General features: G+C 63.6%; 9 protein-coding genes. 5 read left to right on the top strand and 4 right to left on the bottom strand.

The annotated features are described in order from the left end of the window. Nucleotides 1-136 precede the first annotated feature (136 nt). Genes A3AS_RS0126015 through A3AS_RS0126005 form a run of 3 tightly spaced genes read left to right on the top strand, consistent with a single transcriptional unit; the run spans nt 137 to nt 3016 of the window. A complete protein-coding gene (locus A3AS_RS0126015) occupies nt 137-685 on the top strand; it encodes a TRAP transporter small permease (protein WP_018320472.1) in 549 nt (182 codons plus the stop codon). 2 nt (nt 686-687) lie between these two features. Then, nucleotides 688-2001: a TRAP transporter large permease gene (locus A3AS_RS0126010; protein ID WP_018320471.1), complete on the top strand. Its 1314-nt coding sequence runs from the start codon at nt 688-690 to the stop codon at nt 1999-2001. Between the two features lie 37 nt (nt 2002-2038). Beyond that, the gene (locus A3AS_RS0126005) at nt 2039-3016 is read left to right on the top strand and encodes a TRAP transporter substrate-binding protein (protein WP_026202368.1); all 978 of its coding nucleotides are present in this window, start codon (nt 2039-2041) and stop codon (nt 3014-3016) included. A 90-nt stretch (nt 3017-3106) separates the two neighbouring features. Here the strand turns inward: A3AS_RS0126005 and A3AS_RS0126000 are convergent, their stop codons facing one another. The 4 genes from A3AS_RS0126000 to A3AS_RS0125985 form a co-directional block, all read right to left on the bottom strand. Next, a complete protein-coding gene (locus tag A3AS_RS0126000; RefSeq protein ID WP_026202367.1) occupies nt 3107-4756 on the bottom strand; it encodes an acyl-CoA synthetase in 1650 nt (549 codons plus the stop codon). A 21-nt stretch (nt 4757-4777) separates the two neighbouring features. Next, a complete protein-coding gene (locus A3AS_RS0125995) occupies nt 4778-6667 on the bottom strand; it encodes a TRAP transporter large permease subunit (protein WP_018320468.1) in 1890 nt (629 codons plus the stop codon). A gap of 15 nt (nt 6668-6682) precedes the next feature. After that, nucleotides 6683-7714, bottom strand: coding sequence for a TRAP transporter substrate-binding protein (locus tag A3AS_RS0125990; protein WP_018320467.1), 1032 nt, complete (start codon nt 7712-7714; stop codon nt 6683-6685). A gap of 475 nt (nt 7715-8189) precedes the next feature. Further along, nucleotides 8190-9065 (bottom strand): ferritin family protein, encoded by an 876-nt coding sequence (locus A3AS_RS0125985; RefSeq protein ID WP_018320466.1) that lies wholly within the window; start codon nt 9063-9065, stop codon nt 8190-8192. 251 nt (nt 9066-9316) lie between these two features. Between A3AS_RS0125985 and A3AS_RS0125980 the strand changes: the two genes are divergently transcribed. Further along, the gene (locus tag A3AS_RS0125980; RefSeq protein WP_245283287.1) at nt 9317-11542 is read left to right on the top strand and encodes a NosR/NirI family protein; all 2226 of its coding nucleotides are present in this window, start codon (nt 9317-9319) and stop codon (nt 11540-11542) included. Nucleotides 11543-11564: 22 nt separating this feature from the next. Next, the gene (gene nosZ / locus A3AS_RS0125975) at nt 11565-13511 is read left to right on the top strand and encodes a TAT-dependent nitrous-oxide reductase (protein ID WP_018320465.1); all 1947 of its coding nucleotides are present in this window, start codon (nt 11565-11567) and stop codon (nt 13509-13511) included. The last annotated feature ends 18 nt before the right edge of the window (nt 13512-13529 follow it).

Here is a 13529-nt window from a genome sequence, read left to right as displayed (position 1 = left end):
TGAAAGACAGTCGTTGGGCAACGGCGATATTGAAGAGGATCGGCGGCGCGCGATATGTGACCGCCGGGTCGGCTGAATCGCCCACATGTGAGATGGGGATCGCGTGGCAGGGGACGACGTAACGACTGGAGGACCGGTGCGCCGCGCTCTGGATCTCCTTTATCTCGGGGCAGGCTACGCCGCCGGCGTCTTCCTGGTTGCGATCTTTGCAATCATGATGGCCATGTCGGTCGGGCGCCAGTTTGCGATCAACATTCCCGCCGGCGATGATTTCGCGTCCTGGTGCATGGCCGCGATGGCGTTCCTCGGCCTTGCCCATACCTTCAAGCGCGGAGAGATGATCCGCGTCGGCCTGCTGCTGGAACGTCTGCAGGGGCGGACCAAGCAGATCGCGGAGATCATGGCGCTCGGGATCGCCACCGCCTTCATTCTCTATTTCACACGCTATGCCGTGCAGATGACCTACGATTCCTGGCGCTTCAACGATATGGCGCAGGGCGTCGTCCCGCTTCCGCTCTGGATTCCGCAGCTCGGCTTCGCCGGCGGACTTGCGATCCTGTCGATCGCGTTGATCGATGAAATGGTCAATGTCGTCGCCGGCAACCGGCCGACCTACGAAAAGGGCTCGCCGGACGAGACGCCGGATGAATTCATCGAGCGTATCTCGCAGGGCGGCGGAGGTTGACCATGGCCAATCTCGGCATGATCGAGCTGTCGTTCATCCTGCTCGGCGTCATGATCCTGCTGCTGGGAAGCGGCGTCTGGATCGCGGTCTCGCTCGGGCTCGTCGGTTTCGTGGCGATGGCGCTGACCACGAGCCTGCCGCTCGGCGCCGTGCTCGCCACCACCACCTGGAGCGCCAGCTCGTCGTGGACGCTGGCCGCGTTGCCGCTGTTCATCTGGATGGGCGAGATCCTCTTCCGCACCAAATTGTCGGAAGAGATGTTCCGGGGCTTGTCGCCCTGGGTCCAGTGGCTGCCCGGGCGCCTGACCCACGTCAACGTAATCGGCTGCGGCATCTTCGCGGCGGTGTCGGGCTCTTCGGCAGCGACCTGCGCGACGATCGGCAAGATCGCGCTGCCCGAGCTCGACAAACGCGGCTACGACAAGGGCTTGAGCCTCGGATCGCTCGCAGGCTCCGGCACGCTCGGCCTCCTGATCCCGCCCTCGATCCCGATGGTGGTCTACGCGGTCACGGCGAATGTCTCCGTGCTGCAGGTGTTCCTCGGCGGCTTCCTGCCGGGCGTACTCGTGATGGCGCTCTATTCGGGCTACATCATCATCTGGTCGCTGCTCAATCCCAAGAAGGTCCCGCCGCGCGATCCGCCGATGCCATTCCGACAGAAGCTGCGGGAGTCGGCAAAGCTCGCGCCCTGTATGCTCCTGATCATGGCGGTCTTCTTCTCGCTGGTGCTGGGCTTTGCGACCGCCACGGAATGCGCGGCATGGGGCGTCACGGGCGCGTTGCTGCTGGCCTGGTGGAGCGGCACGCTCACGCGCAAGAACTTTCTCGAGAGCATCATGAGCGCGACGCGCCTGACCTGCATGATCATGCTGATCCTGGCAGGCGCAGCCTATACCACGGCCGCGATGGCCTATACGGGCATTCCTGCCGCGCTCGCCACCTGGGTCCAGGGGCAGCAGCTCACGCCGAGCATGCTCGCACTGTATTTGAGCATCATGTACATCATCCTCGGCTGCCTGATCGACGGCATCTCGATGATCGTGCTGACCGCCGTCATCGTGCTGCCGATGGTCAGGCAGGCCGGACTCGATCTGGTCTGGTTCGGCGTCTACCTTATCATCCACGTCGAGATGGCGCAGATCACGCCGCCGGTCGGGTTCAATCTGTTCGTGCTGCAGAACATGAGCGGGCGCGACACGTTCACCGTTGCGCGGGCGGCGTTTCCGTTCTTCATCCTGCTGCTGGTCGCCGTCTTCATCATCACGGAGTACCCGCAGATCGTGATGTTCCTGCCCAAGCTCGCTTTCCCAGACTGAGCGTACCGGTGTTCAAATTGAGTGAGGAGAAAGTCCGATGATGTCTCGTTTATTCCGCGCATCCTTGATCGCGGGCCTCGTGGCGGCTGCGACACCCGCTTTGGCGCAAACCAAATGGAATCTGCCGGCGGCGTACCCTGCAGATAATCCGCACTCCGAAAACCTGGCCGCTTTCGCCAAGGACGTCGAAGCCGCCACGTCCGGGAAGCTCCTGATCACGGTCCATCCCGGCGCCTCGCTGTTCAAGGCGCCGGACATCAAGCGCGCGGTGATGACCGGGCAGGCGCAGATGGGCGAGGTGCTGCTCTCGATCCACGAGAACGAGGATCCGATCTTCGGCATCGACGTCGTGCCGTTCCTGGCGACCAGCTTCCCGGACGCGATGAAGCTGTATCAGGCCTCCAAGCCTGCGATCGCCAAGAAGCTCGATGCGCAGGGTCTCAAGCTGCTGTTCGTCGTGCCGTGGGCGCCGCAGGGGGTCTATGTCAACAAGCCGCTCGCCACGATCGAGGACATGAAGGGCCTGAAGTGGCGGGCCTACAATGTCGGAACCTCGCGCATCGGCGAGCTGGTCGGTGCGCAGTCGGTCACGATCCAGGCCGCGGAATTGCCGCAGGCGCTTGCCACCGGCGTGGTGAATTCCTTCATGTCGTCGGGCGGGACGGGCTACGACGCGAAGGCGTGGGAGTCGCTGAAGTATTTCTATGACGTGCAGGCCTGGATTCCCAAGGACTACACCTTCGTCAACAAGGCCGCGTTTGACGCGCTCGACAAGCCGACCCAGGAGGCCATCCTCAAGGCGGCGGCAACGGCGGAGACGCGCGGCTGGAAGGCCTGGCAGGACAAGAGCACCTGGTACATCGATCAGCTCAAGGCCAAAGGCATGACCGTCGAGCCGCCGAGCCCGGCGTTGAAGGCCGGCTTCCAGAAGATCGGCGAGCAGCTCACGGCCGACTGGCTCAAGAAGGCCGGCGCCGATGGTCAGGCGATCGTCGACGCCTATAAGAAGATGTGAGGACGACGAAGCCCTCCGTTCACCGCTTTCCGGCGTGTGGGCGGAGGTGGCTTCTGCGATATCGAGACAGCCTGCTCGTGACGTACCGACTTAGGTCGAGATCGCCTTCGCGGATCCGACCTCGTTGCGCAGCAGGAATTTCTGGATCTTGCCGGTCGAAGTCTTCGGGATAGGTCCGAACACGACGGCTTTCGGCGTCTTGAAGCCCGACATGTGGCTGCGGCAGAACGCGATGATGTCGGCTTCGCTGGCGCTGGCGCCGTCCTTCAACTCGACGAAGGCGCAAGGCACTTCGCCCCATTTCGGATCGGGCTTTGCGACCACGGCGGCGAACAGCACGGCCGGGTGCTTGTAGAGGATGTCCTCGACCTCGACGGAGGAGATGTTCTCGCCGCCGGAAATGATGATGTCCTTGGAGCGGTCCTTGATGATGACATAGCCGCGCTCGTCGAGCACGCCGAGATCGCCGGTGTGAAACCAGCCGCCCTCGAAGGCTTCCTTGGTCGCCTTCTCGTTCTTGAGATAGCCCTTCATCACGATGTTGCCGCGGAACATGACCTCGCCGATGGTCTCGCCGTCGCGCGGCACCTCTTGCATCGTCTTCGGATCGATGACGGTGACGCCTTCCTCGAGCGGGTAGGGCACGCCCTGCCGGCGCTTCATGCGTGCGCGTTCGGCGGGCGGAAGCTCGTCCCAGCCGGGCTGCTCGGCGCAGACGGAGGCGGGGCCGTAGACCTCGGTCAGGCCGTAGACATGGGTCAGCTTGATGCCGATGTTCTCGGCGCCTTCGAGCACCGCGACCGGCGGCGCGGCACCTGCGATCAGGCCGACGACCCGGCGCGCCGCGTTGCCTTTGGGCGCATCGGGCGCGTTGATCAGCGTGTTGTAGACGATCGGCGCGCCGCACATGTGGGTGACGCCGTGCTGCTTGATCAGCTCGAAGATCCTGGTCGGCTCGACCTTGCGCAGGCAGACATTGATGCCGGCGGATGCCGCGATGGTCCAGGGAAAGCACCAGCCGTTGCAGTGGAACATCGGCAGCGTCCAGAGATAGACCGGATGCTGGCCGAGATTGCCGGCAAGGATGTTGCTGACGGCGTTGAGATAGGCGCCGCGATGATGGGTGACGACGCCCTTGGGATTGCCGGTCGTGCCCGAGGTGTAGCTCAGCGCGATCGCGTCCCACTCGTCCTGCGGCAGGATCGCCGTGAACGCAGGATCGCCTTCCGCGACTGCGGCTTCATATTCGATCTCGCCGATGCGACTGCCGCCTTTGAATGATGCGTCGTCGACGTCGACGACGAATGGCTTTGGCCCGCTCATCTGCGCCAGCGCATCGCTGATCACGCCCGAAAACTCAGGATCGACCATGATGATTTTTGCGCCGCCATGGTCGAGCTGGAATGCGATCGAAGGCGCATCGAGGCGGATGTTGAGCGCGTTGAGCACGGCGCCGGTCATCGGCACGGCAAAATGCGCTTCGTTCATCGCCGGGATGTTCGGCAGCATCGCCGCGACGGTGTCGCCGACGCCAATGCCCTTGCGCGCGAGCCAGGACGCGAAACGCTTGCAGCGCTCATAGGTCTGCGTCCAAGTGAAGCTGCGGCCTTCATAGACCGTGCTGACATGATCGGGATAGACGGCGGCGCTGCGCGCGAGGAAGCTTAGGGGGCTCAGCGGCACGTAATTGGCGGGGGTCTTGTCGAGGCCGATATTGTACTGGTTCTGCCGCTCACTCATCGACACCCTCCGTCAAACGCCTCAAAGGAATCCGATCGAGATCCACGGGAAGATCGCGACGATGATCAATCCCACCAGCAGCGCCAGCAGATAGCCCCAGATCGGGCGGATGCCCTCGGCCGGATCGACGCGTCCGATGGCGCAGGCGGCATAATAGCCGACGCCGAAGGGCGGGGCGAATAGTCCGATTCCCATAGCGAGAATGATCACCATGGCGTAGTGCACCTCGTGCACGCCGACGGCCCGGGCGATCGGAAACAGCAGCGGCCCGAACAGCACGATCGCCGGGATGCCCTCCAGCACGCTGCCGAGGATGGTGAAGGCCAGGATCGAGACGGCGATGAAGGTCGCCGCTCCCCCGGGCAATCCGGTCATGGCCGCCGCCAGCGAGCGCGAGAAGCCTGATTGGGTCAGGCCCCAGGCCATGCCGGTCGCCGTGCCGATGATCAGCAGAATAGCGCCCGACAGCGCCGCGGTCTCGACCAGCATCGGAAACAGCCGCGACCAGTCGAAGCGGCGGTAGACGAGGAGGCCGACCAGGGCGCCATAGACGATGCCGATGGTGGATACCTCGGTCGCGGTCGCGATGCCCTCGACCACGGCGTAGCGGATCACGAAGGGCAGTGCGAGCGCGGGCAGGGCGATGACGAAGGTCTTGCCGATCTCGCCACCGCTGGCGCGGCGCACGTGGCTCATGTCCTCGTGGCGGTAGCGCCACCACACCAACATGCAGAGCGTGATCGCAAGCACGACGCCGGGCAGGAGGCCGCCGGTGAACAGGGCGGCGATCGAGACGCCAGTCACCGAGCCGATCGTGATCAGCACGAGGCTCGGCGGAATGGTTTCGGTTTGGGCTCCGGTGGCCGCCAGCAGCGCGACGAGATCGCCGGGCTTGGCGCCGCGCTGCTTCATCTCCGGAAACAGCACGGGCGCGACGGCCGCCATATCCGCGGCCTTGGCGCCGGATATGCCCGAGACCAGGTACATGGCGCCGACCAGCACGTAGTGCAGGCCGCCGCGGACATGGCCGAGCAGGCTCGCCAGGAACGCCACCATGGCCCGCGCCATGCCGGTCATCTCGATCAGCAGCCCCAGGAACACGAACAACGGCACCGAGAGCAGGATGAGGTGGCTCATGCCCTCGTCCATCCGCCCGACCAGCACCATGACAGGCGTGCGCGTGGTCAGCGCGAGATAGCCGAAGATCGCAAGGCCGAACCCGAACGCAATGGGAACGCCGGCGAAGACGCAGAAGCCGGCGACGCCGACGAAGAAGATGACGAGGTTGAGATTGCCGAGCGGCCGCAGCAACGGCTCCGCCAGCCAGAACAGGCCGATGATGACGGCAACGCTGACGACGGCGGCTGCGACCATCCGGTAATCGGCCGCGCGCAGCAGCCGCAGCAAGGCAAAGGCCGCCATCAGCCCGATGCCGGCCGGCAGCGCGGCGGCGCGCCACATATTGGAGATCTGCAGCGCCGGCGTCGTGATGTAGCTTTCCTCATAGGCGTAGTCGCAGGCGGGCCAGACGATCAGGACCAGGAACGCCAGCGCCGCCGAGGTCGCGACCAGATCCAGATAGGCCCGCATCGCAGGCTTGGCGCTGGCGACGACCGCCGTCATGCGCATGTGCTCGGAGCGACGGAACGCAACCGCCGCGCCCAGCATGGCGAGCCACAGGAACAGGATCGAGGCGAGCTCGTCCGACCAGATCAGCGGCCGGTGCAGGCCGTAGCGCGCGACCACGCCGGCAAACAGGATCACGATCTCGGCGACGACCAGGATCGCCGCCGGGATTTCGACGACGAGACCGAGCGCGCGCTCGAGCGAACCCAGCAACGAAGGTCGGCGAGGGGACTGAAACGCTGCCTCGCCCGCCACTGCGGTCACCTCGACCTCGACATGAGCCATGATGGCCCCAACGCGTTACGACAGCTTGCCGACGGCCTTTTCCAGAAGGTCCCAGGCCTGGTCGCCATACTTCCCCTTCCACTCGGCATAGAAGCCGGCGGTCCGCAGCTTGTCGCGGAACGGCGCCACCGTGGGCTGATTGAAGGTCAGGCCCTTGGCCGCGAGCTCCTGCTGCAGATTGGCATTGAGCTTGGCGGTGTCCTCACGCTCCTTGACGGCAGCGGCATTGATGTTCTTGGCGACGACGGTGCGCACATCCTGCGGCAGCTTTTCCCAGGCTCTGCGGTTCGCCAGGAACCAGAAGCCGTCCCACATGTGGTTGGTCAGCGAGCAGTATTTCTGCACCTCGTAGAGCTTGGCGGTCGAGATGATCGCCAGCGGGTTCTCCTGGCCTTCGACGATCTTGGTCTGGAGCGCCGAATAGACCTCGCTGAAATTGATCGAGGCGGGCGCCGCGTCGAACGCCTTGAACATCGAGGTCCACAGCGGCGACACCGGCACGCGGATCTTGAAGCCCTTGAGGTCGTCAGGACCGGTGATCGGCTTGCTCGACGAGGTGGTCTGGCGGAACCCGTTGTCCCAGATCTTGTCCATCACCTCGAGGCCGGCCTTCTTGATCTCGCCGCGGACATGGGCGCCGAGGTCGCCGTCCATGGCCTTCCAGACCGTGTCGTAGTCCGGGAACGCGAAGCCGATGCCGTTGATGGATGCCGCCGGCACCAGGGTCGACAGGATCAGGCCGGACAGCGTGAAGAACTCGACGCCGCCCGAGCGGATCTGGCTCAGCATGTCGGTGTCGGACCCGAGCTGGTTGTTCGGGAAGATCTGGAGGTCGAACTTGCCGTTGGTCTCGGTCTTGATCGCCGCCGCCATCTCCTTGGCGCGTACGTTCAGCGGATGGGTGTCCGGCAGGTTATTGGCGTATTTGTAGGTGAACTCGGCGCTCTGGGCGCGGGCCACATGGGGCGCACCGATGCCGCCCAGGACCGCGGTCGCGGCGGAGGCCTTGAGAAGCGTGCGTCGGGAAAAGCGCGTTGAAAAGACCATGGGTCTGCTTCCTCGGAAGGTTTGTTGTTGTTCTGAGATGCAAACCTATACGGACGGAAGGCCTGAAGGTCATCTGCGATCTCGCGAGGCCTCGCTTATTGCAGCCGGACAAGGTCCCGGCAATATCGGCTTTCGCAGAGATGGGCCGGATTCAAAATCTGAAAAACAACCCCATGCACAGTAGCCGTCGAGACCCGGGGCGGCGTCGCGGCCCGGACTGAAAATCGCGCTTGGGCGAAGGTGCGGTGGCAGGAATTGCAGCTAAATAACTGATCTCATTGTATATAAATATATTCCATAATATACCTTATGCGAATTATGGATTAGGCTGTGGCCGCGTCGGATCTCCGCCTGAAGCGAGCGCCTATCGCCAAATCTGTGCGTCTTTTCCGCCAGTGAAGGACGTGCGGCCACTGCCCCGGCCGACGGCTATGCGGCTCTGGTGTGCAGCAGCTCTGAGGGTGACGTAAGCGCGTCAGTCGGCCGAAAGCGATCGCAGCCAGGCCAGCCGCGAGATCGCGCGCTCGGCAAGTTGCTGCAGGCGTTCGAGATGGGCCGCGTCGCTCGACCGCTCGGCGCCGTCGAGGTAGCCGTCGACCAGGGCCTCGGCGATCTCCAGTGGGCCTTTGCGCTCCATGGACGCCGGAAAGCTCCCGAGGCCCCCGGTGGCGTCGGCCATCTCGATCGTCTGCTGGCGAATGTTCTGGGTCCGGATTGCTGCCGGCCCGCTCAGGCGTTGTTCCATGTCGCTGAGCTGCAAGACCAGGCGAAGCTCGAGCCTTTGCGCATCAATTTGCCGCAGAGGCACGGACGATGCCTCGGCGCCGCTCCGTTCGTGCTCGCGATGATAGGCGCGGCGCCTCTCCTTCCGCAGCGTCGCGACATGGCCGAGCTCTTCCTTGGCCATTGCCTCGGACGCCTTCTTGATATCGCGGTCATCGGAATAGGCGGCGAGATAAGACCAGAACGCAAAGGCGCGCTCCTCGTTGCGGACCGCCATCGCGAGCGCGCGGTACGGCGTCATCAAGCGCGACGTTTTGACCTCAGCGGCGGATTCCGGGGCGAGCGTTTCCGGCGCCTCCCAACGCACCATGGCGGGATCCGGGATCTTGCCGCGCCGAGATTGCGACCACCGCGTGACGCTGTCGACATGCTCGCGCTCGGCGGCGGCGAGCTTCGCGAACACGTCTGCGAGATCATCCTTGCCCTGCCCGCGCATGTCATCAGCAAGAGCATCATACCTTTTGGCTGCCTCCTGCTCCATTGCATGCGCTAGCGCAAAGAGTTCGTCGAGCGACTGCAATACACCTGCGGGCTCAGCGCTCAGCAATGAAGTGCGCAGGAATGGCATGGCAAGGACTCCAAATGCAGGCTTCTGATTCAGCTCAGCGCGAATACAAATATTTTCGCTGGCCTTGACAGATGTGGGCACGCGCGATGACTTTGACACGTCAGCGGCGACAAATCATCGAAGAAGAATCTCAAGGCACGCGCGTCCCGGTGGGTCGCGCAGATCGCATTTGAACCGATATGTTGAAGCGACCGGATGACGATACCGCCTTCACAAGGCGTGCGGCGCTAGCGCTTGCGGGCTTGCTGCTGATGTGTCTGGCGTACGTCTCGCCCGCATGCGCCGCCGGTGACTTACCAACATACCTGCCGAAGCTTACGCCTGCCGAATTTTTCCCGGATGCGGATCGTTTCGGCCCGCCGCAAGGCGATCCGCCCATTGTACCGGTGTACCGCGGCGATCAGCTTCAGGGATTCGTTTTCCTCAACTCCGATTTTGCGAACTCTGTCGGGTACTCGGGCAAACCGATTCACTTGCTTGCCGGAATTGATCCGAAAGGCGTCATCACCGGGATCAAGCTCGTCGATCACAAGGAGCCGATCGTGCTGGTCGGCATTCCGGAGGCGCGCATCGTCGCCGCCATGAACTCCCTGATCGGCAAGGACATGAAGCCTGTCGCAAGTGGTGCCGAGAAGCCGCCGCAGGTCGACATCGTGAGCGGCGCGACCGTCACCGTGCTGGTGATGGGTGACAGTGTCGTCCGCGCCGCGTCCAAGCTCATCCGCGGCGGACGCATCGGCGGCGGTGACGGCGCGGCGGCTTCGGCCGCCCTTCCCCCTGTCGTCAAGACGCTCGATCTCGGGCGCAGTGAAGTGCGTGACTGGGAGAGCCTCGTCGGCGACGGCTCGGTGCGCCGGCTTCAGCTCGGCATCGGCGACATCAACGAAGCCTTTGCGAAGTCCGGCAGCGCCGCGGCGAGCCAGTATCCCGAACCTGGCGAGGCGAGCGAAACCTTCATCGACCTCTACGTAGCGCTGGTGACCGCGCCCACGATCGGCCGCAGCCTGCTTGGCGAGGACGGCTATCAGCGGCTGAAGGACAGCCTGAAGCCCGGGCAGCAGGCCATCGTCGTTGCCGGCAACGGCCCCTACTCGTTCAAGGGGTCGGCCTATGTCCGCGGCGGCATCTTCGATCGCATCGAAATCCTGCAGGAAGGCAACAGCACCCGCTTCCGCGACCGCAACCACACCCGGCTCGGCGCACTGGACGCGGTCGGCGCGCCCGAGTTCAGGGAAATCGGCCTGTTCGTCACCCCGCCTGAGTTCACCCTGGATCCGACGCAGCCGTGGCAGCTTCAATTGCTGGTGCAACGCAGTCTCGGCGGCCGCGACAAGGCGTTCCTGACTTTCGATCTCGGCTACACCCTGCCCGACAGTTATATACGCCGCGAGCAGCGTGCGGTGACGGTACCGGAGAGCGCGGCGCCTCCGGCCTCGCAGCAGGCCAACGCTGCGGCCGCACCGCCCCCGGAGGCGGACGAACCTCTGTGGATGCGGATCTGGCGGTCGAGCACCGTCTCGATCGGCATCACCGCGTTCATGCTGGCCGTCCTCACCGGCATCTTCTTCTTCCAGAACCTGCTGGTGCGCCGACCGGTGTTCTACACCTGGGTGCGGCGGGGATATCTCGCCCTCGTTCTGGTCTGGCTCGGCTGGTACGCCAACGCGCAGCTCTCCGTCGTCAACGTCGTCACCTTTACCAATGCGCTGGTGACGGGCTTCCGCTGGGAATTTTTCCTCGCCGCACCATTGATCTTCATTCTGTGGGCTGCAACGGCCGGCGGGCTTCTGTTCTGGGGCCGAGGTCCGTTCTGCGGTTGGCTGTGTCCCTTTGGCGCGCTCCAGGAGCTCACCAACACGGCCGCGAAATGGCTGAAGGTGCCCCAGATAACGGTGCCGTGGGGGCTGCACGAACGGCTATGGCCGATCAAGTACATCATCTTCCTCGGTCTGTTCGGCCTGTCGCTCTATTCGGTCGACATGGCTGAGCGGTTCGCCGAGGTCGAGCCGTTCAAGACCGCGATCATCCTGAAGTTTTCGCGAAGCTGGCCGTTCGTCGCCTACGCAGTCGCCCTGCTCGTCATCGGCCTCTTCATCGAACGCTTCTTCTGCCGCTACCTCTGCCCGCTCGGCGCCGCGCTCGCGATCCCCGGCCGCATCCGGACGTTCGAATGGCTCCGCCGGTGGGAAGAATGTGGGTCACCCTGCCAACGCTGCGCCAAGGAATGCCCGGTGCAGTCGATCCATCCTGAGGGGCACATCAACGTCAATGAGTGCATCTACTGCATGCATTGTCAGGAGCTCTATTACGATGATCACCGCTGCCCGCACATGATCCAGGTGCGGCTCAAGCGCGAGAAGTTCGCGGCGATGTCCTCGCCCGCGATGCGCCCAGGCGGCAAGGGTCCAGCGACTGTCATCACCGCCGGCGGCAAACCTGTCGGCGTTTCACCCGTCGCAACTCCACCCCCAAACTGAACCGAAAGCCGAGGAGGCAATCATGAGTGAAAACGAAAAGGCAAAGGGCGTCAGCCGACGAACCGTGCTGGGAACGACGGCGGCCGCAGCGGGCGTGGGCCTGGCTGGCGGGGCGGCGATCAAGGACGGCGGCTTCGTCTCATCTGCGGACGCGCAGACCAAGAATGCTGCTCCGAAAGCGCCGGCGGCACGGCCGGCCGTGCAGAAGACCGAGGTCGCGCCCGGCGAGCTCGACGAATATTACGTGTTCTTCTCGAGCGGCCAGTCCGGCGAGATGCGAATCGTCGGCCTCCCCTCGATGCGCGAATTGATGCGTGTTCCGGTGTTCAACCGGTGCAGCGCGACCGGTTGGGGCCAGACCAATGAAAGCCTCAAGGTTCTGACCGAAGGCATGCAGCCCGCGACCCGCGAATTCCTCAAGACCCGCGGCGGCACGTTCATGAACGGCGACCTCCACCACCCCCATATTTCGTTCACGGACGGTACCTATGACGGTCGCTATGCCTACATGAACGACAAGGCCAACAGCCGCGTCGCGCGGGTGCGGCTCGACATCATGAAATGCGACAAGATTGTCGAACTGCCGAACCAGCACACGGTCCACGGCCTGCGTCTGCAGAAATATCCGCGCACGGGCTATGTGTTCGCCAACGGCGAGGACGGCGTGCCCTTGCCCAATGACGGCAAGGTCCTCGACGATCCCAAGCAGTATCACTCCATCTTCAGCGCGATCGACGGCGAAACGATGAAGGTGGCCTGGCAGGTGATCGTCAGCGGCAACCTCGACAATGTCGACGCCGACTACCAGGGCAAGTATTGCTTCGCGACCTGCTACAACGGCGAGGAAGGTGTCACGCTCGCGGAGATGACCGCCAGCGAGCAGGACTGGGTCGTCATCTTCAACATCAAGCGGATCGAAGAGGCCGTAAAGAAGGGCGACTTCAAGGAAATGAACGGCGTGCCCGTGATCGACGGCCGCAAGGGGTCGGCCTACACGCGCTACGTTCCGGTCTCGAACAATCCGCACGGCATGAACACGGCTCCGGACGGCATCCACATCGTGGCGGCCGGAAAGCTCTCCCCCACCGTGACCGTGATGGACGTGCGCCTGTTCGACCAGTTGTTCGACGACAAGATCAAGCCGCGCGACGTCGTCGTCGCCGAGCCTGAGCTTGGCCTCGGCCCGTTGCACACCGCCTACGACGGCAAGGGCAACGCCTACACGACCCTGTTCCTCGACAGCCAGGTCTGCAAGTGGAACCTCGACCTCGCCAAGCGGGCTTTCAAGGGTGAGAAGGTCAACCCCATCATCCAGAAGCTCGACGTCCATTATCAACCGGGCCACAACCATACCTCGATGGGCCAGACCAAGGAGGCCGATGGAAAATGGCTGATCTCGCTGAACAAGTTCTCGAAGGACCGCTTCCTGAACGTCGGGCCGCTCAAGCCTGAGAACGATCAGCTGATCGACATTTCGGGCGACCAGATGAAGCTGGTGCATGACGGCCCGAGCTTCGCCGAGCCGCATGACGCGACCATCGTCCACCGCTCCAAGATCAACCCGATCTCGATCTGGGATCGCGCGGATCCGATGTTTGCGGATGCGGTCAAGCAGGCCAAGGCGGACGGCATCAACCTGGAGGCCGATTCGAAGATCATTCGCGACGGCAACAAGGTGCGCGTCTATATGACGTCGACCGCGCCAGCGTTCGGCCTCGAACAGTTCCAGGTCAAGCAAGGCGAGGAAGTCACCGTCTTCATCACGAACATCGACGCAGTCGAGGATCTCACGCACGGCTTCTGTATCGTCAACTACGGTATCAACATGGAGATCGGGCCGATGGCCACCTCGTCGGTGACCTTCACGGCCGACAAGCCGGGAGTCTACTGGTACTACTGCTCCTGGTTCTGCCACGCCATGCACATGGAGATGAAAGGCCGGATGTTCGTCGAGCCCAAATCGGTTTGAAGTCGGTCTGATCGGAGC

The sequence above is a fragment of the Bradyrhizobium sp. WSM2793 genome, from assembly GCF_000379585.1.
In the GTDB taxonomy this organism is placed as follows: Bacteria; Pseudomonadota; Alphaproteobacteria; order Rhizobiales; family Xanthobacteraceae; genus Bradyrhizobium.
This window is presented reverse-complemented; position numbering and strand designations above follow the sequence as displayed.

Coding starts and splice junctions, on each gene's coding strand:
- A3AS_RS0125990 (WP_018320467.1), bottom strand. CDS start 7,714: ATGGTCTTTTCAACGCGCTTTTCCCGACGCACGCTTCTCAAGGCCTCC.
- A3AS_RS0125985 (WP_018320466.1), bottom strand. CDS start 9,065: ATGCCATTCCTGCGCACTTCATTGCTGAGCGCTGAGCCCGCAGGTGTA.
- A3AS_RS0125980 (WP_245283287.1), top strand. CDS start 9,317: ATGTGTCTGGCGTACGTCTCGCCCGCATGCGCCGCCGGTGACTTACCA.
- A3AS_RS0126010 (WP_018320471.1), top strand. CDS start 688: ATGGCCAATCTCGGCATGATCGAGCTGTCGTTCATCCTGCTCGGCGTC.
- A3AS_RS0126000 (WP_026202367.1), bottom strand. CDS start 4,756: ATGAGTGAGCGGCAGAACCAGTACAATATCGGCCTCGACAAGACCCCC.
- nosZ (WP_018320465.1), top strand. CDS start 11,565: ATGAGTGAAAACGAAAAGGCAAAGGGCGTCAGCCGACGAACCGTGCTG.
- A3AS_RS0125995 (WP_018320468.1), bottom strand. CDS start 6,667: ATGGCTCATGTCGAGGTCGAGGTGACCGCAGTGGCGGGCGAGGCAGCG.
- A3AS_RS0126005 (WP_026202368.1), top strand. CDS start 2,039: ATGATGTCTCGTTTATTCCGCGCATCCTTGATCGCGGGCCTCGTGGCG.